The following is a 23,499-nucleotide window of genomic DNA, read 5'->3' as shown; positions in this document are numbered from 1 at the left end:
TTTCTAGGAGCACATTATGCCCATCAACCGGATTTCAGGATTACTTCTGTCTGTCATGGCCTTTACTGTTCCGGGTTTTGCCCAGGAAACAGCGGACTCCGTGGCCCCCGAAGGCGCGAGCGAAGGTCAGGTGCAGGCTCTGACCGACGAGTTGATCGCGGCGCTCGAGGCCAAAACAAGCGGCGTTCCTGTGCAGTCCGAGAATTGGATGGTTGCTGCGGCCAACCCTCTGGCGGTTGAGGCCGGGGCAAAAATCCTGCGCGCCGGTGGATCGGCAGCGGATGCCATGGTCGCGGTGCAGGTTGTTCTGGGATTGGTCGAGCCGCAATCCTCGGGCCTTGGGGGTGGGGCGTTTCTGGTCTGGTACGACGCTGCCACCGGACAGCTCACGACACTGGACGGGCGCGAAACGGCCCCATTGGACGCGACGCCGACCCTGTTTCAGGATGAAAACGGCGAGCCCTTGCAATTCTTTGACGCCGTTGTCGGAGGGTTGTCCGTTGGCACGCCCGGAACGCCTGCCTTGCTGGAAGAGGCGCACCGCCGTTGGGGCCGCTCCCCTTGGCCCGGGTTGTTCACCGACGGCATCCGGCTGGCGGATGACGGGTTCCTGGTCTCGCCTCGCCTGGCCAGTTTGGTCGCCAACGACGCCGAGCGTCTGTCGCGTTTCCCTGCGACGGCAGAGTACTTCCTGCCCGAAGGTGAGCCACTGCAACAGGGTCAACGACTGATGAACCCCGCCTATGCGGATACCCTGCGCGCTCTGGCCGAGGATGGTGCCGCCGGGTTCTACGGCGGGCAAATCGCGTCAGATATCGTTCGGACCGTCCGCACTGCGCCGGGCAATCCGGGCGTATTGTCTGGCACCGATCTGGCCCTGTATCAGGTCATTGAACGCGATCCAGTCTGCGCGGCCTACCGCGTCTATGAGGTCTGCGGGATGGGTCCGCCTTCGTCCGGAGCGCTGACCGTTGGGCAGATTCTGGGTATGCTGAACAGCTATGATCTGGCTGCGATGGGGCCTGAGAGCATGGAGGCATGGCGGTTGATCGGCGAAGCGTCACGCCTCGCTTTCGCGGATCGGGGGCGGTACATGGCCGATAGTGATTTCGTGCCGATGCCGACCACCGGGCTGGTTGATCCGGACTATCTGGCGCAGCGCGCGGAGATTTTGAACGCCGAGGGCGCACTGACCGAGGTCGCTCCGGGCAATCCCGAGTTTGATCATGCGATGAACTGGGCTGATGACGAGTCATTGGAGCTGCCTTCGACCTCGCATATCTCGATCGTCGACAGCTACGGCAATGTCTTGTCAATGACGACGACGATTGAAAACGGCTTTGGTTCACGTCTGATGACGAACGGGTTTTTGCTGAACAACGAACTGACGGATTTTTCGTTCCGCACCCATCGCGACGGAGTTCCCATCGCGAACCGGCTGGAGCCAGGCAAGCGCCCGCGTTCGTCCATGAGCCCGACCATCGTCATTCAGGACGGCGCGCCGGTTCTGGCCATCGGGTCACCCGGAGGCAGCCGTATCATTGGCTACGTTGCCAAATCGATCATCGCCTGGGGGGATTGGAGCATGGATGTGCAGCAGGCGATCTCGCTGCCGCATCTGGTCAACCGGTTTGGGACCTATGATGTAGAGGTGGACACTGCGGCCGAAGGCTACGCGGATGCGCTGATCGAGATCGGGTTCGAGGTGAACCCCCGCGACTTAACCTCGGGCTTGCATGCGATTGAGATCGGCGAAACTCTCAGCGGTGGAGCGGACCATCGGCGTGAAGGGATCGCGCTGGGAGAATAAAATCTAGGTCTTGCCCGGCTTGGGCGGGCCTTTTCGACACATTGGGAAAGGCTCGCACAACCGGCGGGCAGGAGAGGGGTAGCATGGTGCAGGCGACGGCTTTGCCGAGAAATGAGGCTGGGATTGGAACGGCCCTCGGTATCTTGAAGCAACAGTTTGGGGATCGTCTGCAAACTGGCGCGGCCATCCGCGAACAGCATGGCCACACCACGACCTGGATCACCAATCAAAGCCCCGACGCGGTGGTGTTTCCCCACACCACGCAGGAGGTCTCTGAGATCGTCAAAACCTGCGCCGCGCATAAGGTGCCGGTAATCGCGTTTGGCACGGGCACTTCGCTTGAAGGGCATGTGAACGCGCCTGCCGGTGGGGTGTCGGTCGATCTGACCCAAATGAACAAGGTGTTGGCGGTGCATGCAGAGGATCTGGATTGCGTCGTGCAACCCGGTGTGACGCGTGAAGATCTGAACACCCATTTGCGCGATCAGGGCCTGTTCTTTCCGATTGATCCCGGTGCCAACGCCTCGCTTGGCGGGATGGCTGCAACCCGTGCCTCCGGGACCAATGCGGTGCGCTATGGCACCATGCGGGACAACGTGCTGAGCCTTGAGGCGGTGATGCCGGATGGGCAGATTATCCGGACCGGCAATCGCGCCAAGAAATCCTCGGCAGGGTACGATTTGGCGCGGTTATTGATCGGGGCCGAAGGCACGCTGGGCATCATCACCGAATTGACCCTGCGCCTGCATGGCATCCCCGAGGCGATCAGTTCGGCCCGCTGCTCTTTCCCAACCGTCGATGCCGCCTGCCGGGCGGTAATGATGACGATCCAATACGGCGTACCTGTCGCGCGGATCGAATTGCTGGATGAACTCTCCGTCAAAGCCGCCAACGCCTATTCCGGCCTGACCCTGCCCGAAACGCCTCTGCTGCTGTTAGAGTTCCACGGCTCGGACGCCAGCGCCGCCGAACAGGCCGAGACCTTTGGCCAGATCGCAGAAGAGTTTGGCGGCACGGATTTCGCGGCAACTTCGACCACCGAGGAACGTAACAAGCTCTGGCAGGCGCGGCACGACATGTACTGGGCCAGCCTTCAGTTGCGGCCAGGCGCCAAGGGGATCTCGACCGATGTCTGCGTGCCGATTTCTCGTCTGGCCGAAGCCGTAGGGGCCGCTCAGGACAAAGCGGCCGAGCTTGACTTGCTTGCGCCTATCGTTGGGCATGTCGGCGACGGGAACTTTCACACGCTGCCCTTGATCGACATGGACGACGCCGAAGAAGTCCGCCGGGCCGACGAGTTCGTTGGCTGGCTCAACGATCTGGCCATCTCGATGGAGGGCACCTGCACGGGCGAGCATGGCATCGGGCAGGGCAAGCGCCCCTATCTTGAGAAAGAACTGGGGCAGGCAACACACTACATGGCCGCGATCAAGGCGGCGCTGGATCCCGACAACATCATGAATCCGGGAAAAATACTGGCCGATCACACCTAGGAGTTTCCGCGATCTTGTCCGCTTTGTGCCCACAAAACGTCTAGGTGATGTGGTGTCATGCGGCGAAAGACGAACAGGTGATCGACATGAGTGCAAAATATCTGGCGGGCTTTGTTGCGGTGGCCGGGCTGGCGGTTGCGGGGCTGGACTACTATCAGAAAGCCAAAGCCTCGGGTGACGGGCTCAGCGCAAGCGACTATATCGCAGCCTTCACTGGCGGGTCCGAGGATGAACCCGCAAGCGTTGACAGCACACCGAAAGCTCAGGAACCCGAAGCCACTGAACCGCCCGGCAAGCTGGTCTGCAAGACTGTCGGAAACACCAAGCGGTGTCGCTCGGAAGGCTGACGGCTGTTTCTAAGTCGCCATTTAACGACCTGCATCTCCCGTGCGGGTCGTTTTTCTTATATCACTGGTCGGATGGCTTCCGCGATTGATTTCGGAATCAAGCCATATGGTGGCAACAGATTCCAAGGGGAGACACCCGGTTATGAAAACCCAAGTCAAAGCACTGGTCGTTGGCGGCGGCGCCGTCGGAACCTCGATTGCCTATCACCTGGCCAAAGCGGGCTGGGATGATGTGATGTTGATCGAGCGGGACGAGCTGACCTCGGGCTCGACCTGGCACGCGGCTGGCCTGCTGCCGCTGTTCAACATGTCTTACGCGACAACCCACATCCACAAGTACTCGGTCGACTTCTACAAGCAGCTTGAAGAAGAGACCGGCCTCAACGCGGGCTTCGCCGTGGTCGGCAACCTGCGCATGGCGCAGACGCAAGAGCGTATGGACGAATACATGCTCTATGCGTCTACAGCTGAGACCTGCGATGTGGCTTACGAATGGCTGACACCCGAGCAGATCAAGGAACGCTGGCCGCTGATCGAAACCGGCGACCTGAAAGGTGCGATCTATCACACCGAAGATGGCTATATTAACCCTGCTGACGTGACCCAAGCGATGGCCAAAGGTGCCCGTCAGCGCGGCGTCGACATCGTTCGCAAGATGCAGGCGGATGCTTTCCATTGGAACGGCACGCATTGGGAAGTCACCTGCACCAAGATGATCGAGCAGGGCGGCAACCTTGTTCCCTCCGACGAGCAGGTGGTGATCACCGCCGAGCATGTCGTGACCGCATCGGGCAACCACGCGCAGCGCACGGCCAAGATGCTGGGCATCAAGATGCCCGCGATCCCGGTCGAGCACACGTTCATCGTCATGGACAAAGACCCTGAGCTGGTCAAATGGCGTGAAGCCGGTAACCCCGAGCACCCTGTTGTGCGTGACGCCGACAACGAGTCTTATGCGCGTGAAGAACGCGGTGGCTGGATTCTGGGCATCTACGAACACGGTGCGCCTGCGCGCTTTGAACATGGCGTGCCGGACAGCTTCCGCGCTGACCTGTTCCCGCTGGATATCGACCGGATCGCAGACCAGTACATGGCGATGGCCGAGCGCGTGCCCTCCTGCGCCGACTCCGGCCTGAAGGACGATTTCAACGGCCCGATCTGCTATACCCCCGACGGAAACCCGCTGGTTGGTCCGGCTCCGGGTCTGCGCAACATGTGGCTGGCCGAGGGCTTCAGCTTCGGTATCACCGCCGCAGGCGGCACCGGCTATTATCTGGCGCAGATGATGGTCGATGGCGAAGCCGAGATCGACATGGCTTCGCTGGACCCCAAACGCTACAGCAGCAACTGGATGACCACCGAGTTTGCAGCGCGCAAGAACGAAGAGTGCTATGAGCACGTCTACATCCTGCATCACCCGGATGAAGAGCGTGAAGCCTGCCGTCCGCTGCGGACTGTTCCGGCCTATGATCGCCAGAAGGCGCGCGGTGCTCAGTTCGGGTGGGTCAACGGTTGGGAACGTCCGAACTATTTCGGCCCTGTCGATGCGCCGGACAATTTCGACAAAGAAAGCCGCTCGTTCCGTCGCGGTGGCTGGTGGCAATATGCCGTCGAAGAGGCCAAAGCGATCCGCACAGGCGTGGGCCTGATCGACGCATCGGCTTTCACCAAGCATGTCGTCAAAGGCCCCGGAGCGACTCAGTTCCTGGATTGGTTCACCTGCAACAAGCTGCCCAAGGTCGGTCGTATCAACCTGACCTACGCGCTGACCTCGCACGGCACCACTCGTACCGAGTACACCATCGTCCGCAACGGCGAGAACAACTACTACATCGTCTCTGCCGGTGCCTGGACCGAGTATGACGCCGACTATCTGCGTAAAGCAGCCGAGGACAAGATGGAGGAGTTCGGCTACATCGAAATCCAGGACGTGACCACTCAGTGGGGCGTTTTTGCCATCGCCGGACCCAAGTCGCGCGAGGTTCTGAAAGAGGTCATCAAAGACGCCGATCCAGACACCGCGCTGTCCAACAAGCGCTTCCCCTGGCTGTCGGCCCGTAAGATCGAACTGGGTATGTGCCCGGTGAACGCGATCCGTGTGGCCTATACCGGTGAGCTGGGTTGGGAACTGCACCACCCGATCGAAATGCAGAACTACCTGTTCGACCTGCTGGAAAAAGCTGGTGAGAAGCACGGTATGAAGCTGGTCGGTGCGCGCGCCCAGAACTGGTTGCGTCAGGAGAAATCTTATCGCGCCTTCGGCACCGAACTGGGCCGCGACGCGACCCCGCTGGAAGCCGACCTGCCGCGCTTTGTCGACCTGTCGAAAGACTTCCACGGCAAGGCCAAGCTGGAAGAGACCGGTGTGCGCTTCAAGTGCTGCACGCTTCTGATTGACGGACCGGAAGATGCCGACCCGTGGGGCCGCGAGGCGCTCTACACGCCGGAAGGCACACGCGTGGGTCGTTTGACCTCGGGCGGCTACTCAGTGGCGTTCGAGAAATCCATCGGCATGGGCTATGTGTCGCCTGATCTCGCGGTTGAAGGCACCAAGCTGAAGGTCAAGATTCAGGACAAGCTGTGGGATGCAGTTGTCACATGTGACAGCCCCTACGACCCGAAAAACGAAACCATCCGCAAGGACGGCTGACATTTTGGATAACTGTGGCGGCGCGAGTGAATGCGCCGCCTGCGGCGACACATGCCTCCGGCGGAGGTATTTTCAAACAGAAGAAGCGGGGGCTGGTGAAAAATCCAGCCCCCTTGCTTTTGGCAAGGGGGCCTTCTCCTGTTGCGGTCATCGGCGCCTCCGCCTGTACCGCAGATCCACAGTCTCAAATCAGAGTTAACCGTCCGTTACTTCTTCTGTTCAAAAATAACTCCGCCGGAGGCAAGCCTGCGCCAGCAGGCTTTGATCGGCCCCAACTGCCGATCAGGTTTTCGGCCTGTGAGCAACAAACGCCAGATTATTGGAGGGCATTTCGACGAGGTGAAGCAATTGCAAGCCGTAGTGCTGCAAGCGCGCTTTGATCTCTTTGTCGTTCTTGTACCCAATCTCTGGATCCTGTGAGACGAGGGCTTCGTGAAACTTTTCATCCCCAGGGCTGGTCAAGGCACCGTCTCGCATGAAGGGGCCGTAAATAATGAGGCGGCCAGTCGGACGCAGCGCCCGTGAGGCCTCGCTGAGAAACGTGTCAGTTTCGGGCCATGAGATCAGGTGCAGCAGGTTGATCAGAACGATCAGGTCCTGCTCTTGGAATGCCTCATGCCAGCCTGCGGAGGTCGCATCCAGATCGGTGGCGGGACGGATATTGGACACGTCCCTCGCATAGGCGTCGATGCTTGCGCGGCGTTCGGGGTCGATTTCGGTGGGTTGCCAAACCAAGTCGGGCAGTGTCTGCGCAAAGGCGGCAACATGCTGCCCAGTGCCGCTGGCGATTTCCAATGCAAGACCTGAGGCGGGGGCCATTTTGGCCAGCAAGGCGCATAGCGCGTCCGAGTTGCGGCTTGCGGCTGGAGCGATCAGTCGAGCCCCATCGCATTGTGTCGCGACGCTTGCATTCGAAGGCAGAGCGCGTTTGGTCATGATCGCAACCTTTCCACATGCAACTGATTGACGATGTCTTTAGGTAGTTCAGACGGCGCGCCCGTCACAAGGCTGGCGAGATGGGATGAGGCAGCTGGCGATGTCTGGAACCCGTACCCACCTTGACCCGCGCACCAGATGAATGAGCGGTCCTGCGGATCTGGCCCCAGCACCAACGTGCCATCCGCCACGAAACTACGCAGCCCGGCCCAGTTCGCCTCAAGCCGTGTGACAGGTGTTGTCACCATCGCCTCATACCGCGCTAGACCTTCTGCAAGAACCATATCGTCGGCATAGGCGTCATGAGGTGTTGTCGGCTCGGCTTCGGAGGGTGAAACCAGATACTTCCCCGCATCAGGCTTGGCGTACCAACCTTCTCCCGGCCCCATCAGCATGGGCCAGTTGGATACGTCATGCCCTCCGGGTGCGGGAATGCGCGCCATGGAGCGGCGCTTCGGCACGATACCGATAGGCGGCAGGCCAGCCATCGCGGCGACCTCATCCACCCAAGCGCCGGCTGCATTGACCAGGTTTCGGGCTTCGAACATATCGCCCGCCTGTGCCACCCAATGGCCGCTTTTGCGGATATCGGTGACAGCCTGACGGGTCAGGACCGAGCCGCCATTGCCTCGGATCACGCGCGCGAAGTCCTGCATCAGGCGGTCGGTATCGATGTCGAAGGCGTCCACACTAATGGCGGCGTGGGCCAGAACGTCCGGGTTCAGGATCGGGATTTTGTCGATGGCTTGCTGCGGCGAAATGGGACGTACGTTCAATTCTTCGACGTCTTTGGCAAACAGGTCAGCCTGATCGTGGCCTGCAACCAGCATGAGGCCTCGGGGGGTCAGGTAGCCTCCGTTCTCCGATCGCAGGTAGTCGACACCGGCCTGATTGAGCGCAACCACCGAGGGCGGGCCGTAGTTTTCCTCGAACATCGCAGCCGAGCGGCCCGATGAGTGATAGCCTAAGGCGTCCTCGGCCTCGAGAACAGTGACAGAGCCATGAGCAGACAGGCGCGCGCCCGCGCTGAGGCCTGCGATGCCGCCGCCGATGATAAGAAAGTCGATCATCGCAGGGGGACCGGGATGGATTGTGATGCAGCAGATGTCATAAGGCTCTTGGTGCTTGTGATAAGAATATGCTTGGGTTTCGGCAAACTATAAGCAGGCTTGAATTTGGCGATCAACCCGGCCAAAGACGCGTCATAGAAAAGAAGGAGATTATGGTGACTGCAGCGGACCTCCATCCCATGGCCACGGGGCATATCCCAAAATATGTCGTCGCAGCCGATGGGAGCGACTACCTCTTTTCGGCAATGGTCGTGTTTTTCGTCGTTCTGGTTGTGTTGATTGGTGTTGGATATCTGACGCTCCATTCGGTGCCCGAGAAAATGGCACATGAGAACAATCACCCTCAGTTCCAGTTGGTCGGTATTCTGGCGCTGCTGGCCTTGTTTACGCACAATGGCATTTTCTGGGTTGCCGCCGTTCTGGTTGCCGGGTTCCAATTCCCCGATTTTGCGACCCCGATGCGAAACATAGCGGATGCCATTCGGTCGCTCGGGCAGTCTCTTGCGCCTCAACCACATGCCGAACCGGCCGCTCCGGTACAACAACCCAACACCACGCCGGAGCAGTAAGTCATGATCGAAACGATGCTCTGCGCCTTGATTACGGTGCTGCCGGATTTCCTGTTCCGACGCTTTGTCCAAGGCAAGCGGATCGGGCATGAGATCACCCTATTTACCATGTGGTATGAGCTGCGCTGGGGCCTGACCACCTGTGCCATTCTGGCGCTAACCGTGATCACCACGCTGTTCTACTTTCATCCGGCTTCCAGCACGGCAGCCTCGTATTTCCGGACGGTCACGATCCTGCCGCAACTGGGCGGGCGGGTGTCCGAGGTCTATGTCAGAAACAATGAGACCGTGACTGCGGGCCAGCCGATTTTCCGGATCGAGGATTTCACCCAGCAGGCGCAGGTACAGGCCGCCCATGCACAGATCGCGCAGGTTCAGGCCTCATTGAAAGTGGCCGAGACGGATCTGGCGCAGGCGGATGCCGGGATCGCCGGTGCGCGCGCCGCTTTGGCACAATCTGTCGAAGACCTAGAGCGGAACACCACGCTGCGCGACGAAGGCTCCAGCGCGGTGCGTCTGGCCGAGATCGAGCGGTTGGAGAATCTGGTGGCTGAGCGCGAAGCGCAGGTCACTGCCGCCCAGTCACAACGCGCCGCCGTGGTGCAGCAGATTGAGGAGCTGATCCCAGCCCAACTGGCCAGTGCCAATGCGCAGCTGGATGCGGCCCTGACCGAGCTGGACAAGACGGTGATCAGCGCGGGCGTTACCGGTCGGATCGAACAGTTCGGCCTGCAGGTTGGAGACTATGTCAGCCCGCTTTTGCGCCCGGCGGGTATTCTGGTGCCTTCGCACTCGGGCCATGACCGGTTTCAGGCTGCGTTCAACCAGATGTCTGCTCAGGTCATCAAACCGGGCATGATTGGAGAGCTTGGCTGCATGACCAAACCCTTCACGGTGATCCCGATGGTTGTGGTCGAGGTGCAGGACGTCATCCCCTCTGGTCAGATCCGACCCACGGACGAACTGCGGGACGTCCAGCACAACAAAGTGCCCGGCTCAATTCTGGTGTATATGGAGCCTCTGTATAAGGGCATGGCGGATGACATCCCTCCGGGCAGCAACTGTCTGGCCAATGTCTATACCGACAACCACCACAAGCTAGAGGATGAAAGCCTCGGTTTTTGGAACAAGGCGTTCCTGCATGTGGTCGACACGATTGGAGTCGTTCATGCGGCCGGCCTTCGGTTACGTCTGATCCTGATGCCGGTGAACACCTTGGTGCTGACGGGGCACTGACGGTTGAGACCTTGATCTGGGCAATTTAGCCCCAACAAAAAAGGCCCGCTAAATGCGGGCCTTTGGTTTTTCGATACGCCTTGCAGCTTACTGCGGGATCTCGCCTTCCAGACCTTCGATGTAGAAGTTCATACCGGCCAGCGTGCCGTCATCTGCGACCTCACCTTCGGCCAGCCAGTCGCTGCCATCCTGCTTTTTGATCGGGCCGGTGAAGGGGTGGTATTCACCTGCTGCCATGGCTGCTTTCAGCGCCAGAGCCTCTTCTTTGACATCTGCGGGAACCGCGTCCGAGATCTCGCCGATTGCAACCATGCCTTCGCGGATACCGTCCCAAGTGTTGGCGCTTTCCCAGGTGCCGTCCATGACAGCTTTGGTCCGGGCGATGTAGTAAGGCGCCCAGTCATCGATGATCGAAGATACGCGCGGGAACGGAGCGTATTCGCTCATGTCCGAGGCTTGACCGAAGGTGACAACATTGCCAGCCTCTTGCGCAGCGGCCTGAGGCGCGGTCGAGTCGGTGTGCTGCAGGATCACGTCCGCGCCCTGTTCGATCAGAACGGTGGCGGCGTCAGCTTCTTTCGCAGGGTCGAACCAAGTGTAGGCCCAAACGATCTTGAACTCGACATCCGGGTTCACCTTCTTGGCGTGCAGATAGGCTGAGTTGATGCCACGGATCACCTCAGGGATCGGGTAGGACCCGATATAGCCGATGATGTTCGACTTGGTCATCTTACCCGCGATGTGGCCCTGAACGGCACGACCTTCATAGAAACGGGCCGAGTAGACAGCGACGTTGTCGGCAGTTTTGTAGCCTGTGGCGTGTTCGAATTTCACATTCGGGAATTTCTTCGCCACGTTGATGGTCGGGTCCATATAGCCGAACGAGGTGGTGAAGATCAGGTCAGCGCCTTCCAGCGCCATTTGCGTCATGACGCGCTCGGCATCCGGGCCTTCGGGAACGGATTCGACAAAGACGGTTTCAACCTTGTCGCCGAACTCTTCCTCGACGGCCAGTCGGCCTTTGTTGTGTTCGTAGGTCCAGCCGCCGTCGCCCACCGGACCGACATAGACGAAGCCGACCTTGGTCTTGTCGTCCGCGGCCATGGCCCCCGAGGCCAGACCCAGCGCCATTGCGGCGCTTGCCAGAAGTGTCGTGAATTTCATGTGTTACTCCCCAAGTTGGTTCAGTTGGCCCCTAGTGCGAGGCGTGGAAAATCCGGCCCAGTGAGGCAGGTGCGCTGCTCTTGTCGGCCGAAAGGATCACAAGCACAAGGATCGTGATGATGTAGGGCGACATTGCCAGATACTCGACAGGAATGGCAACGCCCGCTGCCTGCAAATTAAGCTGCAACACGGTGATACCGCCAAACAAATAGGCACCCAGCAAGGCACGCCATGGCTTCCAGCTGGCGAACACCACCAGCGCCAGAGCGATCCAACCGACACCGGCAGTCATACCTTCGGTCCACTGCGGAACGCGGATCAGGCTGATATAGGCGCCACCGAGGCCCGCGCAGGCTCCACCAAACATGATCGCCATGATGCGAATCTTGATGACTTTGTAGCCCAACGCATGCGCTGCATCGTGGTTTTCACCCACCGCGCGCAGGATCAGACCAACACGCGTGTATTTCAGCGTCGCCCAAACACCGGCAGTCAAAGCGATGCCGACATAGAGGATCGGGTCATGCTGGAAAAAGATTGGCCCGATGACAGGAATATCGCTGATTAAGGGGATATGAATATCCTCCATGCTGGGGGGTTTGATCCCCACATAACTTTGGCCCAGAAGGGCACTGAACCCGAGGCCGAACAATGTCAGCGCAAGGCCACTGGCCACCTGATTGGCCAAAGCAACTTGCGTCAGCAATACGAACAACAGAGACAGCACTGCGCCTCCGATTGCTGACGCGATAAATCCCAGCCAGGGCGAGCCGGTCTCGACCGAGATTGCAAAGCCGCTGATTGCGCCGACGATCATCATGCCCTCAACACCAAGGTTCAGAACGCCTGCCTTTTCGACAACAAGCTCTCCGATCGCAGCCAGCAGTAGGGGGGTTGCGGCTACCATCAGCGAGGCAACCAGAAGGACGGGGTTAATTTCACCAAGGTCCATATTACGCTACCTCGCTACGGGCCGCACGAATGCGGTAGTTTGTCAGAAGATCGAAAGCCAGTAGGAAGAACAGAAGCATCCCCTGAAACACCTGAATGGCCGCGGCAGGCAGGCCCAACTGAGACTGCGCGATTTCACCGCCGATATATGTCAGCGCCATCAGGCCACCGGCCAGCAGAATACCCACCGGATGCAGACGGCCAAGGAAGGCCACGATGATCGCGGTAAAGCCGTACCCGACGTTGAAATCGATGCTGACCACGCCTGAGGGCCCCGAAACCTCGAACATCCCAGCCAGACCGGCCAGCGCGCCAGACAGGCCAAGGCAGAATAGGATCAAACGGGCAGGGTTCACGCCAGCAAACTTGGCGGCCCGAGGGGCTTCACCCGTAAGACGGATGTGGAAGCCCAGCATGTGCCGGTTCAGAAGGACATAGGCAAAGATCACGGCGATCAGGGCGGTTACCACTCCCCAATGCATCCCCGATCCAGCAATCAGCTCGGCGTTATGTGCACTGTCATAGGATTGCAGATTGCGAGAGCCGGGAAAGCCAAACCCTTCGGGGTTTTTCAGCAGGCCCAGAGAAACCGAGGCCAACATCTGCTCGGCCACATAGACCAGCATCAGCGACACGAGGATTTCATTGGTACCAAAGCGAACCTTCAGGAAGGCCGGGATCATCGCCCAAAGCCAGCCACCGAACGCGCCCGCGATCACCATGATCGGAAAGATGTAGAATGCGTCCAGAGGGTAAAAGGCCAGCCCGGCCCCGGCCCCGAAGATGGCTCCCATGATGTACTGCCCTTCGGCACCGATATTCCAGATGCCGGCGCGAAAACCCAATGCCAGCCCGATCGCAATCAGCACCAATGGTGCGCCTTTGACCAGCAGTTGCGGGCGGTAGTAAAATGCGAACTCGCCGAACAGGGGCTCCCAAAAGATTGTGCCGATGGCCTCAACCGGGTTCTTGCCCAGAATGGCGAACAGGATACCGCCAAAGACCATAGTGGCAATCACCGCCACCACGGGGGTCGCATAGGACCACGCTTTCGACGGTTGCGGCCGTTTCTCCAACACAATCATGTACTTAATCCCCGCCCGTCTTCATCTTTTTCCAAATACTCTCGCCGAAGGCGACGCGACAGATCACACATGCGCCACCTCCATGCCATGGGCACCGCCCATCATCAGGCCGATCTCATCAACGGTCAGGCCTGTTGTCTCCCGAGGCGCGCTCAACCGCCCTTCGTTCAGGGCCGCAAAACTGTCAGAGATCTCCATCAACTCGTCCAAATCCTGGCTGATGCAGATCACCGCCGTTCCTTTGGCAGCCAGATCCAGAATGGCCTGCCGGATCGACGCAGCCGCCGCAGCATCCACACCCCAGGTCGGTTGGTTCACCACCAGAACCTCAGGGTTCTGCAAGACTTCCCGACCGATCACGAATTTCTGCAGGTTCCCACCTGACAATGACCGTGCTGCGTTTTCAGGGCCGGGCGTTCTGACGTCAAACGCGCTTATGATCTTTTCGGCGAAGCTTTTGGTCTCGGACCATTTGAGGAAACCTTTATTTTCCAAACCTTCGCGCACCGACCCGGTCAGGAGGGCGTTCTCGGTCAGGCTCATATCCGGCGCAGCGGCATGGCCCAAACGTTCCTCAGGCGCGGTCAGCACGCCCAGTTTCCGGCGGGCAGTCGGGCCGAGTTTGCCGATCTGCTGACCATTGAATTTGATCGCATCGGCAGGGGTTTGAATCTCACCGGACAGCACGCCCAGCAACTCATCCTGACCGTTGCCAGCCACACCGCCGATGCCAAGAACCTCACCCTTGCGGACGGTCATATGGACGTTCTTCAGCGCCGTTCCAAACTCCGAAGGTGATGGCACCGACAGACCGCTGACATCCAACGCAACCTCGCCGAACTCACGACCTGAGCGTTCCGGCGTTTGCAACGTTGATCCCACCATCATCTCAGCCATGTCGCGTGCTGATGTTTCGGCCGGAATGCACTCACCTACATTCTTGCCCAGCCTCAGGATCGTGGCGTGGTCACACAGCGTGCGGATTTCTTCCAGCTTGTGCGAGATATAGAGGATCGAGGTGCCCTCAGAGCGCAATTTGTTCAGGGTCTCGAACAGGATTTCCACCTCTTGCGGGGTCAGCACGCTGGTGGGTTCGTCCATGATCAGCAGCTTGGGGTCTTGCAGCAGGCAGCGGATGATCTCGACGCGCTGACGCTCTCCGGCGGACAGATCGCCGACCGTGCGGTACGGGTCCAAAGGCAAGCCGTAGGTCTCGGACACTTCGCGGATACGCGAGGCCAGATCGCCCATCGGCGGTGGGTTTTCCATCCCCAGCGCAATATTCTCGGCCACGTTCAGCGCGTCGAACAGCGAGAAGTGCTGGAACACCATTGCAATCCCATCCGCCCGAGCCGCGCGGGGTTCCGCTGGGGCGAAGGGTTGGCCGCGCAGCGTCATGGTGCCGCTGTCTGGTTTCACCAGTCCATAGATCATCTTGACCAGCGTGGATTTACCCGCGCCGTTTTCGCCCAAAAGCGCATGTACTTCGCCTTCGCCGATGTCGAACGACACCTGATCATTGGCCACGACGCCGGGATAGGCTTTGGTCAGCCCTTGCAGGCTTAGGAGTGGAGTGGTCACGCGCTCAGGTCCTTCTTCAACTCAGTCTGTCGGGCCGGACGCAGAAGCTGCGCGGCGACGCCAACGGCGATCATTTGCGGGTGTTTACCCAGAGCGGGATCGCCGATTGGACAGGTGACCCGGCTGATCTGTTCAGGTGAATGCCCAAGAGCTGCCAGCCGTGACCGGAATCGCGCCCATTTCGTAGCCGAGCCGATCAGCCCCGCAAAGCGGAAATCATGCGAAAGCAGCCGGTTGCACAGCTCTAAATCCAGATTGTGTGAATAAGTAAGCACAAGATGCTCGGCATTGGGCGGTGCATGGCGAACCAGCTCGGCCGGTTTTGCCGCTGGAACTTTGGTGACACCTGCTGGGACCGAGGCCGGGAAGCGCTCGGGTCCAGTGTCGACCCAGGTAATCGCGATGTCGGGAAGGGGAGACAGAACATCGACCAGCGCACGGCCTACATGGCCAGCACCCCAGATCCACAGGTTTCGGGTTGGCTTGTGAACGGGTTCCACCATCCAGCCGTCGATCAGCTGCGATCCGGGGGCAATCCCCTGACCGCGCGCAGTTGCCAGCAACCGTTTCACGGACAGAGGCATTTCGCCTGCAGAAGCGGATCGCGCTATGACCGTGTCGTCGAGTGCTTCAACCTCCTTCAGATCAAAGACCTCGCTGAACAGTGAAACTGCACCGCCGCAGCATTGGCCCATATCGGGTCCAAGCGCGTGATGGGTTAGACGGTTGGGTTGGGATTGGGTCCGTGCGGCTTCGGCAGCCTGAAACTCCAACGTACCGCCGCCGATCGTTCCGCTCTGGCCATCCCGCCAGACCAACATCGCGGCGCCAACCTCTCGCGGGGACGAGCCCTTGATCGCGGCGACGACCACGCGGGTGACTTTCCCGTGGGTTTTGACCGCCTCCCTCAAAGCCTCTAGGTCGAAACCCATCAGACGCCTCCCTTCATCCGCTGGACGCCGCGCCAGACTTCCTCGGCCGTGGCGGGTGCATCCAGCGCCGGATAGCTTTCACCACAGGCTGCGACCGCATTCGACAGGGCCAACCATGAGGAAATACCCAGCATGAAAGGCGGCTCACCCACCGCTTTCGAGCGATAGATCGTATCCTCGCGGTTCTCGCCATCCCAAAGTGCGACATTGAAGATGTCGGGCCGGTCCGAGCAGGCGGGGATCTTGTAGGTCGACGGCGCGTGTGTGCGCAGATTGCCCTTGCCGTCCCAGACCAATTCCTCTGTCGTCAGCCAGCCCGCGCCTTGCACGTAGCCGCCTTCGACCTGTCCGATATCGAGCGCCGGGTTCAGCGAGGCCCCTGCATCATGCAGGATATCGGTGCGCAGAATGCGGTTCTCGCCGGTCAGTGTGTCAACCGCCACCTCGGTGACGGATGCGCCATAGGCGAAGTAAAAGAACGGACGGCCCCGGCCTGCGATCCGGTCCCATTCGATCTTGGGCGTTTTGTAGAACCCGGTCGCCGACAGGCTGATGCGGCCCCGGTAGGCCAAAGCGGCGGCCTCAGAGAAGTTATAGCGTTCCGCACCTACCGAGACGTGACCGTCCGAGAAAGTAACGGTCGAAGGATCCGCCTGATGACGCTCGGCCAGATAGTCGGCCATGCGGTCGCGGATCGTGTCGCAGGCCGCTTTGACTGCCATACCGTTCAAGTCACTGCCCGAAGACGCCGCCGTGGCTGAGGTGTTCGGCACTTTGGCCGTGTCGGTGGCAGTGATCTTGACCATCTCCAGCGGAATGCCAAAGCGCGACGCTGCGACCTGCGCGACCTTCTGGAACAGGCCTTGCCCCATCTCGGTGCCGCCATGGTTCAGGTGGACCGAGCCGTCCTGATACACATGCACCAACGCACCTGCTTGATTGAGGTGGGTCAGCGTAAAGGAAATCCCGAACTTGACCGGAGAGAACGCAATGCCCTTCTTGATCACGCTGTTCTCTGCGTTCCATTTTTCGATGGCAGCCTTGCGCGCGGCATAGTCGCTGGATCTCAGCAGCGCTTCGGTCATGCCATGCAGTTCGAAATCGCTGACCTCCATGCCGTAGGGCGTCGTGTTGCCGCCTGCGGGCAGAGGGCGCACGGGCGCCTCGCCCATCTCAACAGCACCCCTACTTGTCAGGTCTTCATGCGGATCGGGATGTCCCAATGGTTTCTCTGCCGGTGCAGCTTCAGCAACCTTGTGGGCGGGTTCATAGTAGTTGCGACGGCGCAGCTCGACCGGGTCCAGACCCAGTTCATGCGCAGCGTGGTCCATCACGCGTTCGATCCCGACCATACCCTGAGGGCCTCCGAACCCACGATAGGCGGTGGCGGATTGTGTATTGGTCTTTAGTCGGTGGCTCTCGATCCGGGCATTGGGCAGCAGGTAGGCGTTGTCGGAATGCAGCATCGCTCGGTCCGCGACGGGCAAAGACAAGTCCTGCGCCCAGCCGCAGATCGCATGGTGCAAGAACGAGACGCCCTGAATATGGCCGTTCTCATCGAACCCGGCCTTGTAGGAAATCCGAAAGGCGTGGCGCTTGCCGGTGATGATCATGTCATCGTCGCGGTCATAGCGCATCTTGCAGGCCTTGCCGGTTACGCGCGCGGCTATGGCACAAGCCACGGCCAAAGCGTTGCCCTGGCTTTCCTTGCCGCCGAACCCGCCGCCCATCCGGCGTGTCTCAACCCGGACCGCGTGCATGGGAACGCCCAGCGCATCGGCCACCTTGTGTTGGATTTCGGTCGGGTGCTGGGTTGAGCTGTAGACCAGCATATCCGCGCCTTCATTCGGCACGGCCAGGGCTGCCTGACCTTCGAGGTAGAAATGCTCCTGCCCGCCAAGCTCGAAGCTCCCTTGGATGATATGGGCCGCACTGGCGATGGCGGCGTCGGCGTCGCCCTTGGCGTAGATGCGGGGGCCATCCTCGAACCGGCTGTCGGCGGCCAGAGCGTCTTCGATGGTCAGGATCGGGGTGTCTTCGGCATAGTCGATTTTGCCCAACCGCGCGGCCTTGCGGGCGGCGAGATGGCTGGGGGCGACAACCAGAAACACGGGTTGACCGATGTAGTGAACCGTACCGTCCGACAGCAGCGGTTCATCATGGATTGAGGGAGAGACATCGTTGGCGAAGGGCAAATCCTCGGCCGTCATCACCTGCACCACGCCATCCGCAGCTTTCACCGCCGACAGGTCCATCGCACTGATCGTACCTTTGGCAATCGGGCTCAGACCAAAGGCCAGATGGAGGGTGCCCTTTGGCGTCGGGATATCATCCACATAGCGTGCGGCGCCTGCCACATGCAGTGGTGCCGCGTCGTGGGGGAGGGGTTTGGTCACGTTCATGCCGTCACCTTTAGCACGTTTGTCACTTCGCCCTGATCTTCCAGGAAATACCGTTCCAGCATCGCTTTGGCGGTCTCCAGCCGATAGGTTGCCGAGGCGCGCATGTCCGTGAGTGGTGAATAATCCTCGGCAAAGCTGGGCAGCGCGGCGTCAATCACCTCGCGCGTCCAGGGTTTGCCGATCAGTGCGGCCTCGACATGGGTTGCCCGTTTCGGAGTACCAGCCATGCCGCCAAACGCAATGCGCGCCTGCGTGACGGTGCCGTCCGTAACAGTGATATTGAAACAGCCGCATACGGCCGAGATATCCTGATCGAACCGTTTGCTGAGTTTGTAAGCCTTCAGTCGATCCGCTTGACGGGGGAAACTGACGGCTTCGACAAATTCGCCGGGCGCGCGGTCTTGTTTGCCGTAGTCGATGAAGAACTCCTCCAAAGGAAGGGACCGGCGGGTGTCGCCTTTGCGAAGGTGCAGAGTTGCGCCCAAAGCGATCAGCGCAGGCGGGTTGTCCCCGATGGGTGAGCCATTGGCGATGTTGCCTCCGACGGTCGCCGCGTGGCGCACTTGGACACTGGCATAGCGACGGATCATTTCGGCGTAGGAGGGGTGGAGATCAGCAATAGCCTCGCCCATCCGGTTCATGTCGACCATTGCCCCGAAGCGGATTTCGTCGTCGGTGATTGTGATCTGTTTGAGGTCTTCGCAGCCGTTGAGGAAGATCACCGGGTCAAGCTCACGCAGTTGCTTGGTGACCCAAAGGCCGACATCGGTTGCACCGGCGATGAGTGTCGCGTTGGGGTGCCGTGCATAGACTTCCGCCAATTCGTCGGATGACGTGGGGAGGAAGGGGGGCTCTGCCCCCCGGCCTGTGGCCTCGCCCCGAGGTATTTTTGAACAAGAGAAGGACTGGTCGTTAGTGATCCATTGCGGGACGGGCTGCGGTTCGGCGGCTTTGGCGGCGCGGATGATCGGGGCGTAGCCGGTGCAGCGGCACAGGTTGCCGGCCAAGTGGGTGTCGTGGTCGGTTGCACCATTTGCGTGACCGGCAACCATCGACATCACGAAGCCGGGGGTGCAGAAGCCGCATTGCGAGCCGTGCAGATCGACCATCGCGCTTTGGACCGGATGAGGTTCATCGTTTGGGCCGCTTGCGCCCTCGACGGTGCGGACGGCTTTGCCGTGCAGTTGGGGCAAGAACAGGATGCATGCGTTCAATGCCTTGGCACTGCCCTCTTCGGTGACCATCACGGTGCAGGCGCCGCAATCGCCTTCGTTGCAGCCTTCTTTCGTGCCGGTCAGGCCGCGATCCTCGCGCAGCCAGTCCAGCAGGGTGACCGTCGGACTGACATCCGACAGCTGCACTGTCTCTCCGTTCAGAAGAAACGTGATGTCCATTCGTGAAACCCGTCGCCTTACCCGGTTGCGCCCGTTGGGCCCTCCTTCGATGCGACGTAGAAAGAGTGGCGGGCGAAGTGCTTGCCGTCAGATGTTAGAAACAGCGCACCTTATCTGGCAAGAAAAACTGCCTATATGATGCACCATTGGACCCGTGCGACCTGTGAATGTTGTAGTTGTTTAGAAGCCAGGCACTTGTAAATAAAGACCATTTTTGAAGCGGTGCTGAGTCTGACCCGAAGCACCTTCTAAAAAATCAGAATAATCGCTGCTGATTTTTTAAGCAGTCAACAGAGTCGGTTCCCGCTTTTTCGTCGCTGCTGACTGGGATAGCGTGCGGGGTATGAGCAGTACTCCTCGATTCATTCACCTCCGCGTTCACACTGAATATTCCCTGCTGGAAGGCGCGGTGCGGCTGAAAAAGCTGCCCGGTCTTTGCGAGAAGGCGGAGATGCCCGCCGTTGCGGTGACCGACACCAACTCGATGTTCTCGGCGCTGGAGTTTTCAGTCACAGCCAGCGGGGCCGGGATTCAGCCGATCATGGGGTGTCAGGTCGATCTAACCTATGTGCAGCCACAACCTGGTGAGAAGCCGAAAGCGCCTGCACCTCTGGTGCTGCTGGCGCAGTCCGAGGTTGGATATGAGAACCTCATGAAGCTCAGTTCCTGTCTCTATGTGGACAAGGGCGGGCAGTTGCCGCAGGTCACTTTGGAGGAGCTGGCGGATCGGTCGGAGGGTCTGATCTGTCTGACTGGTGGACCAGAAGGCCCAGTGGGAATGTTGCTGCAGCAAGGTCAGCGCCCGGCGGCTGAGGCTCTTGTCGACCGGTTGGCGGGGATGTTCCCGGATCGTTTGTATATCGAACTGCAACGCCATCCGGGCGAGGACGGCCAGCCTGAGGCCGAGCGCCTGACCGAGCGTGGTCATGTCGAGATAGCCTATGCCAAGAACCTGCCTCTGGTCGCTACCAATGACGTCTATTTTCCAACCTCGGATATGTATGAGGCCCATGATGCGCTGATCTGTATCGCCGAGGGGGCCTATGTCGATCAGCAAGCCGGTCGCCGCCGTCTGACCGCGCAGCATTATTTCAAGTCGCAGCAGGAAATGGTGACCCTGTTTGCAGATTTGCCGGAGGCCATCGAGAACACGGTCGAGATCGCCCGCCGTTGCGCCTTTATGGCCTATCGTCGTGATCCGATCCTGCCCAAGTTTGCCGATGATGAAGTGGCCGAACTGCGCCGAATTGCGAATGAGGGTTTGCAGAAACGTCTGGCCGTGATCCCTCATGCGGTGACGCCCGAGGAATATCAGGAACGTCTGGATTTTGAGCTTGGGATCATCGAAGGCATGGGATTCCCCGGCTACTTCCTGATCGTTGCGGACTTTATTCAGTGGTCCAAGGATCATGACATTCCGGTGGGGCCGGGGCGGGGCTCGGGTGCGGGATCTCTGGTGGCCTATGCGTTGACGATCACCGACCTTGACCCGTTGCGCTACAGTTTGCTGTTCGAACGGTTCCTGAACCCCGAGCGGGTCTCGATGCCGGATTTCGATATCGACTTCTGTATGGATCGCCGGGAAGAAGTGATCCGTTACGTTCAGCAGAAATATGGGCGCGATAAGGTGGGGCAGATCATCACCTTTGGTGCGCTGCTGTCGAAAGCTGCCGTGCGCGATATCGGGCGGGTGCTGCAGATGCCCTATGGGCAGGTCGACCGGCTGTCCAAGATGATCCCGGTCGAGGGAGTGAAGCCTGTCTCGATCGAAAAGGCCCTGAAGGACGAACCGCGCCTGCGCGAAGAGGCGCGGAATGAAGAGGTTGTGGAGCGGTTGCTGAACTACGGCCAGCAAGTCGAAGGGCTGTTGCGGAACGCCTCGACCCACGCGGCGGGGGTTGTGATCGGCGACCGGCCTTTGGACGCACTGGTGCCGCTCTATCAGGATCCGCGCTCCGATATGCCTGCGACCCAATTCAATATGAAATGGGTGGAACAGGCCGGGCTGGTGAAGTTCGACTTTCTCGGCCTGAAAACGCTGACCGTGATCCAGAACGCGATGGATCTGATCTTCAAATCAGGGCGGCCTCTGCATATCGCGGCGGACGGGACCGAGCTCTATGAACCGGCTGAAGGGGCCGAGAACCAGATCAACGCCATCCCGCTGGATGATGAGGCGACATACAAGCTCTATTCCGCAGCTAAGACGGTAGCGGTGTTCCAGGTGGAATCCTCGGGTATGATGGACGCGCTCAAGCGCATGAAGCCGACCTGTATCGAGGATATCGTGGCCCTCGTGGCGCTTTATCGCCCCGGTCCGATGGAGAACATTCCGACCTATTGTGAGGTCAAGAACGGGCTGCGGAAAATCGAATCCGTGCATCCGCTGATCGACTATATCCTTGAGGAAACGCAGGGCATCATCGTTTACCAGGAACAGGTGATGCAGATTGCTCAGGTGATGGCTGGGTATTCCCTTGGCGGCGCTGACCTGCTGCGCCGCGCGATGGGTAAGAAGATCAAAGAGGCGATGGATGCCGAACGCCCGAAATTCGAAAAGGGCGCGGCGGAAAATGGTGTGGATGCCAAAAAAGCCTCCGAGGTGTTCGACCTGCTGGAGAAATTCGCCAACTACGGCTTCAACAAATCTCACGCGGCCGCCTATGCGGTGGTCAGCTATCAGACCGGCTGGCTGAAGGCGAACCACCCTGTTGAGTTCATGGCAGGCGTCATGAACTGCGATATCCACCTGACGGACAAGCTGGCTGTCTATTTCGAAGAGGTCCGCAAGGGGTTGGACCTGCCTTACATCCCGCCTTGTGTAAACCGCTCTCAGGCCACATTTGATGTGGACAATGGGCATCTTGTCTATGCGCTGGGCGCGTTGAAAAACGTCGGCGTCGAGGCGATGAGCCTTGTGGTTGATGGTCGGGGCGACAAACCCTTCGTCAACCTGTTCGACTTCGCCCGCCGGGTTGATCTGAAAAAGGTCGGTAAGCGCCCGTTGGAGATGCTGGCACGGGCCGGGGCCTTTGACGAGTTGGACAAGAACCGCCGCCGCGTGTTCGAAAGCCTCGATCCGCTTGTGCAGTATTCGGCGGCGATCCACGAACAGAAGAACTCGAACCAAGTGTCATTGTTTGGCGAGGCGGGGGACGACCTACCCGAACCGCGCCTTTCGCCGACGCCGGATTGGCTGCCTGCCGAACGCCTGAGCGAAGAGTTCAAAGCCATCGGTTTCTACCTGTCGGGCCACCCGCTGGACGACTACATGCCTGCGCTGAAACGCAAGCAGGTGTTGACCTTGGATGAGGTGACGGAAAAAGCCCGCTCTGGCCCTCTGATCGCGAAGATGGCCGGGGTTGTTGCCGGCCGGCAGGAACGGAAATCGGCCCGCGGCAACCGCTTTGCTTTTGCGCAGCTCTCAGATCCGACTGGAGCGTATGAGGTCACGCTATTCTCGGAAACGTTGGAGAAATCGCGCGAATATCTTGAGACCGGCGCGCAGGTTGTTTTGACCGCCGAAGCGACGATGGAGGCAGATCAGCTGAAACTGCTAGGTCGTTCGGTTGGTCCGGTAGATTCGGTGGTGGCCGAGGCGGGCGCAACCGGCCTGCGTATATTCGTCGATCAGCCGCAGGTGCTGCCCACAGTGGCAAGCGTGCTGGTGGATGCCGCCAGCGCTGCGAAGGGGGCTGCCAAGGGGCCGATTCAGCTGTGCCTGATGGACCCGGGCTTGCCGGGCGATGTCGAGATGGATCTGGGGCAGGACTTCCCGATCAACCCGCAGATCAAAGGCGCAATTAAATCGCTGGACGGCGTTCTGTCAGTAGAAGAGGTCTGATCCCGGTTTTGTTGCCACAGCGATGTCACCCGGCT

At 59.8% G+C, this 23,499-nt stretch carries 16 protein-coding genes; 7 read left to right on the top strand and 9 right to left on the bottom strand.

Annotation, left to right across the window (positions count from 1 at the left end):
- Positions 1 to 16 precede the first annotated feature (16 nt).
- From ggt to ACR0AI_RS17815, 4 genes are all read left to right on the top strand, one after another.
- A complete protein-coding gene (ggt, locus tag ACR0AI_RS17830) occupies positions 17 to 1,810 on the top strand; it encodes a gamma-glutamyltransferase (protein ID WP_480676006.1) in 1,794 nt (597 codons plus the stop codon).
- 83 nt (positions 1,811 to 1,893) lie between these two features.
- Positions 1,894 to 3,303 (top strand): FAD-binding oxidoreductase, encoded by a 1,410-nt coding sequence (locus tag ACR0AI_RS17825; protein WP_480676004.1) that lies wholly within the window; start codon positions 1,894 to 1,896, stop codon positions 3,301 to 3,303.
- An 86-nt stretch (positions 3,304 to 3,389) separates the two neighbouring features.
- Positions 3,390 to 3,650: a hypothetical protein gene (locus ACR0AI_RS17820; protein WP_170637614.1), complete on the top strand. Its 261-nt coding sequence runs from the start codon at positions 3,390 to 3,392 to the stop codon at positions 3,648 to 3,650.
- A 142-nt stretch (positions 3,651 to 3,792) separates the two neighbouring features.
- On the top strand, positions 3,793 to 6,300 hold the full coding sequence (locus ACR0AI_RS17815; protein WP_480676002.1) for a GcvT family protein: 2,508 nt from the start codon (positions 3,793 to 3,795) through the stop codon (positions 6,298 to 6,300).
- A gap of 282 nt (positions 6,301 to 6,582) precedes the next feature.
- On the opposite strand, the gene ACR0AI_RS17810 is transcribed toward ACR0AI_RS17815, so the two are convergent.
- Both ACR0AI_RS17810 and ACR0AI_RS17805 read right to left on the bottom strand, forming a co-directional pair.
- The gene (locus ACR0AI_RS17810; RefSeq protein ID WP_480676000.1) at positions 6,583 to 7,236 is read right to left on the bottom strand and encodes a DUF938 domain-containing protein; all 654 of its coding nucleotides are present in this window, start codon (positions 7,234 to 7,236) and stop codon (positions 6,583 to 6,585) included.
- On the bottom strand, positions 7,233 to 8,306 hold the full coding sequence (locus tag ACR0AI_RS17805) for an NAD(P)/FAD-dependent oxidoreductase (protein ID WP_480675998.1): 1,074 nt from the start codon (positions 8,304 to 8,306) through the stop codon (positions 7,233 to 7,235). Before ACR0AI_RS17805 ends, ACR0AI_RS17810 begins: the two co-directional genes overlap by 4 nt.
- A 155-nt stretch (positions 8,307 to 8,461) precedes the next feature.
- Here ACR0AI_RS17805 and ACR0AI_RS17800 point away from each other — a divergent pair, with 155 nt between their 5' ends.
- Both ACR0AI_RS17800 and ACR0AI_RS17795 read left to right on the top strand, forming a co-directional pair.
- On the top strand, positions 8,462 to 8,875 hold the full coding sequence (locus ACR0AI_RS17800; RefSeq protein WP_480675996.1) for a hypothetical protein: 414 nt from the start codon (positions 8,462 to 8,464) through the stop codon (positions 8,873 to 8,875).
- A 3-nt stretch (positions 8,876 to 8,878) separates the two neighbouring features.
- Positions 8,879 to 10,111: an HlyD family secretion protein gene (locus tag ACR0AI_RS17795; RefSeq protein ID WP_480675994.1), complete on the top strand. Its 1,233-nt coding sequence runs from the start codon at positions 8,879 to 8,881 to the stop codon at positions 10,109 to 10,111.
- A gap of 87 nt (positions 10,112 to 10,198) precedes the next feature.
- Here the strand turns inward: ACR0AI_RS17795 and ACR0AI_RS17790 are convergent, their stop codons facing one another.
- From ACR0AI_RS17790 to xdhA, 7 genes are all read right to left on the bottom strand, one after another.
- Positions 10,199 to 11,275, bottom strand: coding sequence for a BMP family ABC transporter substrate-binding protein (locus ACR0AI_RS17790; protein ID WP_170374472.1), 1,077 nt, complete (start codon positions 11,273 to 11,275; stop codon positions 10,199 to 10,201).
- A gap of 31 nt (positions 11,276 to 11,306) precedes the next feature.
- A complete protein-coding gene (locus tag ACR0AI_RS17785) occupies positions 11,307 to 12,227 on the bottom strand; it encodes an ABC transporter permease (protein ID WP_480675992.1) in 921 nt (306 codons plus the stop codon).
- Between the two features lies 1 nt (position 12,228).
- Positions 12,229 to 13,311, bottom strand: coding sequence for an ABC transporter permease (locus ACR0AI_RS17780; RefSeq protein ID WP_480675990.1), 1,083 nt, complete (start codon positions 13,309 to 13,311; stop codon positions 12,229 to 12,231).
- Positions 13,312 to 13,374: 63 nt separating this feature from the next.
- The gene (locus ACR0AI_RS17775) at positions 13,375 to 14,892 is read right to left on the bottom strand and encodes an ABC transporter ATP-binding protein (RefSeq protein ID WP_480675988.1); all 1,518 of its coding nucleotides are present in this window, start codon (positions 14,890 to 14,892) and stop codon (positions 13,375 to 13,377) included.
- On the bottom strand, positions 14,889 to 15,824 hold the full coding sequence (xdhC, locus tag ACR0AI_RS17770) for a xanthine dehydrogenase accessory protein XdhC (RefSeq protein WP_480675986.1): 936 nt from the start codon (positions 15,822 to 15,824) through the stop codon (positions 14,889 to 14,891). The genes ACR0AI_RS17775 and xdhC overlap by 4 nt, the downstream gene beginning before the upstream one ends.
- Complete coding sequence (gene xdhB / locus ACR0AI_RS17765) at positions 15,824 to 18,226, bottom strand: xanthine dehydrogenase molybdopterin binding subunit (protein WP_480675984.1); 2,403 nt, start codon at positions 18,224 to 18,226, stop codon at positions 15,824 to 15,826. Before xdhB ends, xdhC begins: the two co-directional genes overlap by 1 nt.
- Positions 18,223 to 19,620, bottom strand: coding sequence for a xanthine dehydrogenase small subunit (xdhA, locus tag ACR0AI_RS17760; RefSeq protein ID WP_480675982.1), 1,398 nt, complete (start codon positions 19,618 to 19,620; stop codon positions 18,223 to 18,225). The genes xdhB and xdhA overlap by 4 nt, the downstream gene beginning before the upstream one ends.
- Before the next feature lie 343 nt (positions 19,621 to 19,963).
- On the opposite strand from xdhA, the gene dnaE reads away from it, so the two are divergent.
- Positions 19,964 to 23,464, top strand: coding sequence for a DNA polymerase III subunit alpha (gene dnaE, locus ACR0AI_RS17755; RefSeq protein WP_480675980.1), 3,501 nt, complete (start codon positions 19,964 to 19,966; stop codon positions 23,462 to 23,464).
- Positions 23,465 to 23,499 lie beyond the last annotated feature (35 nt).

This window comes from Ruegeria sp. BG3, from assembly GCF_056538485.1.
The sequence above is the reverse complement of the archived record's forward strand: the minus strand, read 5'-3'. Positions and strand labels throughout refer to the sequence as shown.

Coding starts and splice junctions, on each gene's coding strand:
- ggt (WP_480676006.1), top strand. CDS start 17: ATGCCCATCAACCGGATTTCAGGATTACTTCTGTCTGTCATGGCCTTT.
- ACR0AI_RS17825 (WP_480676004.1), top strand. CDS start 1,894: ATGGTGCAGGCGACGGCTTTGCCGAGAAATGAGGCTGGGATTGGAACG.
- ACR0AI_RS17820 (WP_170637614.1), top strand. CDS start 3,390: ATGAGTGCAAAATATCTGGCGGGCTTTGTTGCGGTGGCCGGGCTGGCG.
- ACR0AI_RS17815 (WP_480676002.1), top strand. CDS start 3,793: ATGAAAACCCAAGTCAAAGCACTGGTCGTTGGCGGCGGCGCCGTCGGA.
- ACR0AI_RS17810 (WP_480676000.1), bottom strand. CDS start 7,236: ATGACCAAACGCGCTCTGCCTTCGAATGCAAGCGTCGCGACACAATGC.
- ACR0AI_RS17805 (WP_480675998.1), bottom strand. CDS start 8,306: ATGATCGACTTTCTTATCATCGGCGGCGGCATCGCAGGCCTCAGCGCG.
- ACR0AI_RS17795 (WP_480675994.1), top strand. CDS start 8,879: ATGATCGAAACGATGCTCTGCGCCTTGATTACGGTGCTGCCGGATTTC.
- ACR0AI_RS17790 (WP_170374472.1), bottom strand. CDS start 11,275: ATGAAATTCACGACACTTCTGGCAAGCGCCGCAATGGCGCTGGGTCTG.
- ACR0AI_RS17785 (WP_480675992.1), bottom strand. CDS start 12,227: ATGGACCTTGGTGAAATTAACCCCGTCCTTCTGGTTGCCTCGCTGATG.
- ACR0AI_RS17780 (WP_480675990.1), bottom strand. CDS start 13,311: ATGATTGTGTTGGAGAAACGGCCGCAACCGTCGAAAGCGTGGTCCTAT.
- xdhC (WP_480675986.1), bottom strand. CDS start 15,824: ATGGGTTTCGACCTAGAGGCTTTGAGGGAGGCGGTCAAAACCCACGGG.
- xdhB (WP_480675984.1), bottom strand. CDS start 18,226: ATGAACGTGACCAAACCCCTCCCCCACGACGCGGCACCACTGCATGTG.
- xdhA (WP_480675982.1), bottom strand. CDS start 19,620: ATGGACATCACGTTTCTTCTGAACGGAGAGACAGTGCAGCTGTCGGAT.
- dnaE (WP_480675980.1), top strand. CDS start 19,964: ATGAGCAGTACTCCTCGATTCATTCACCTCCGCGTTCACACTGAATAT.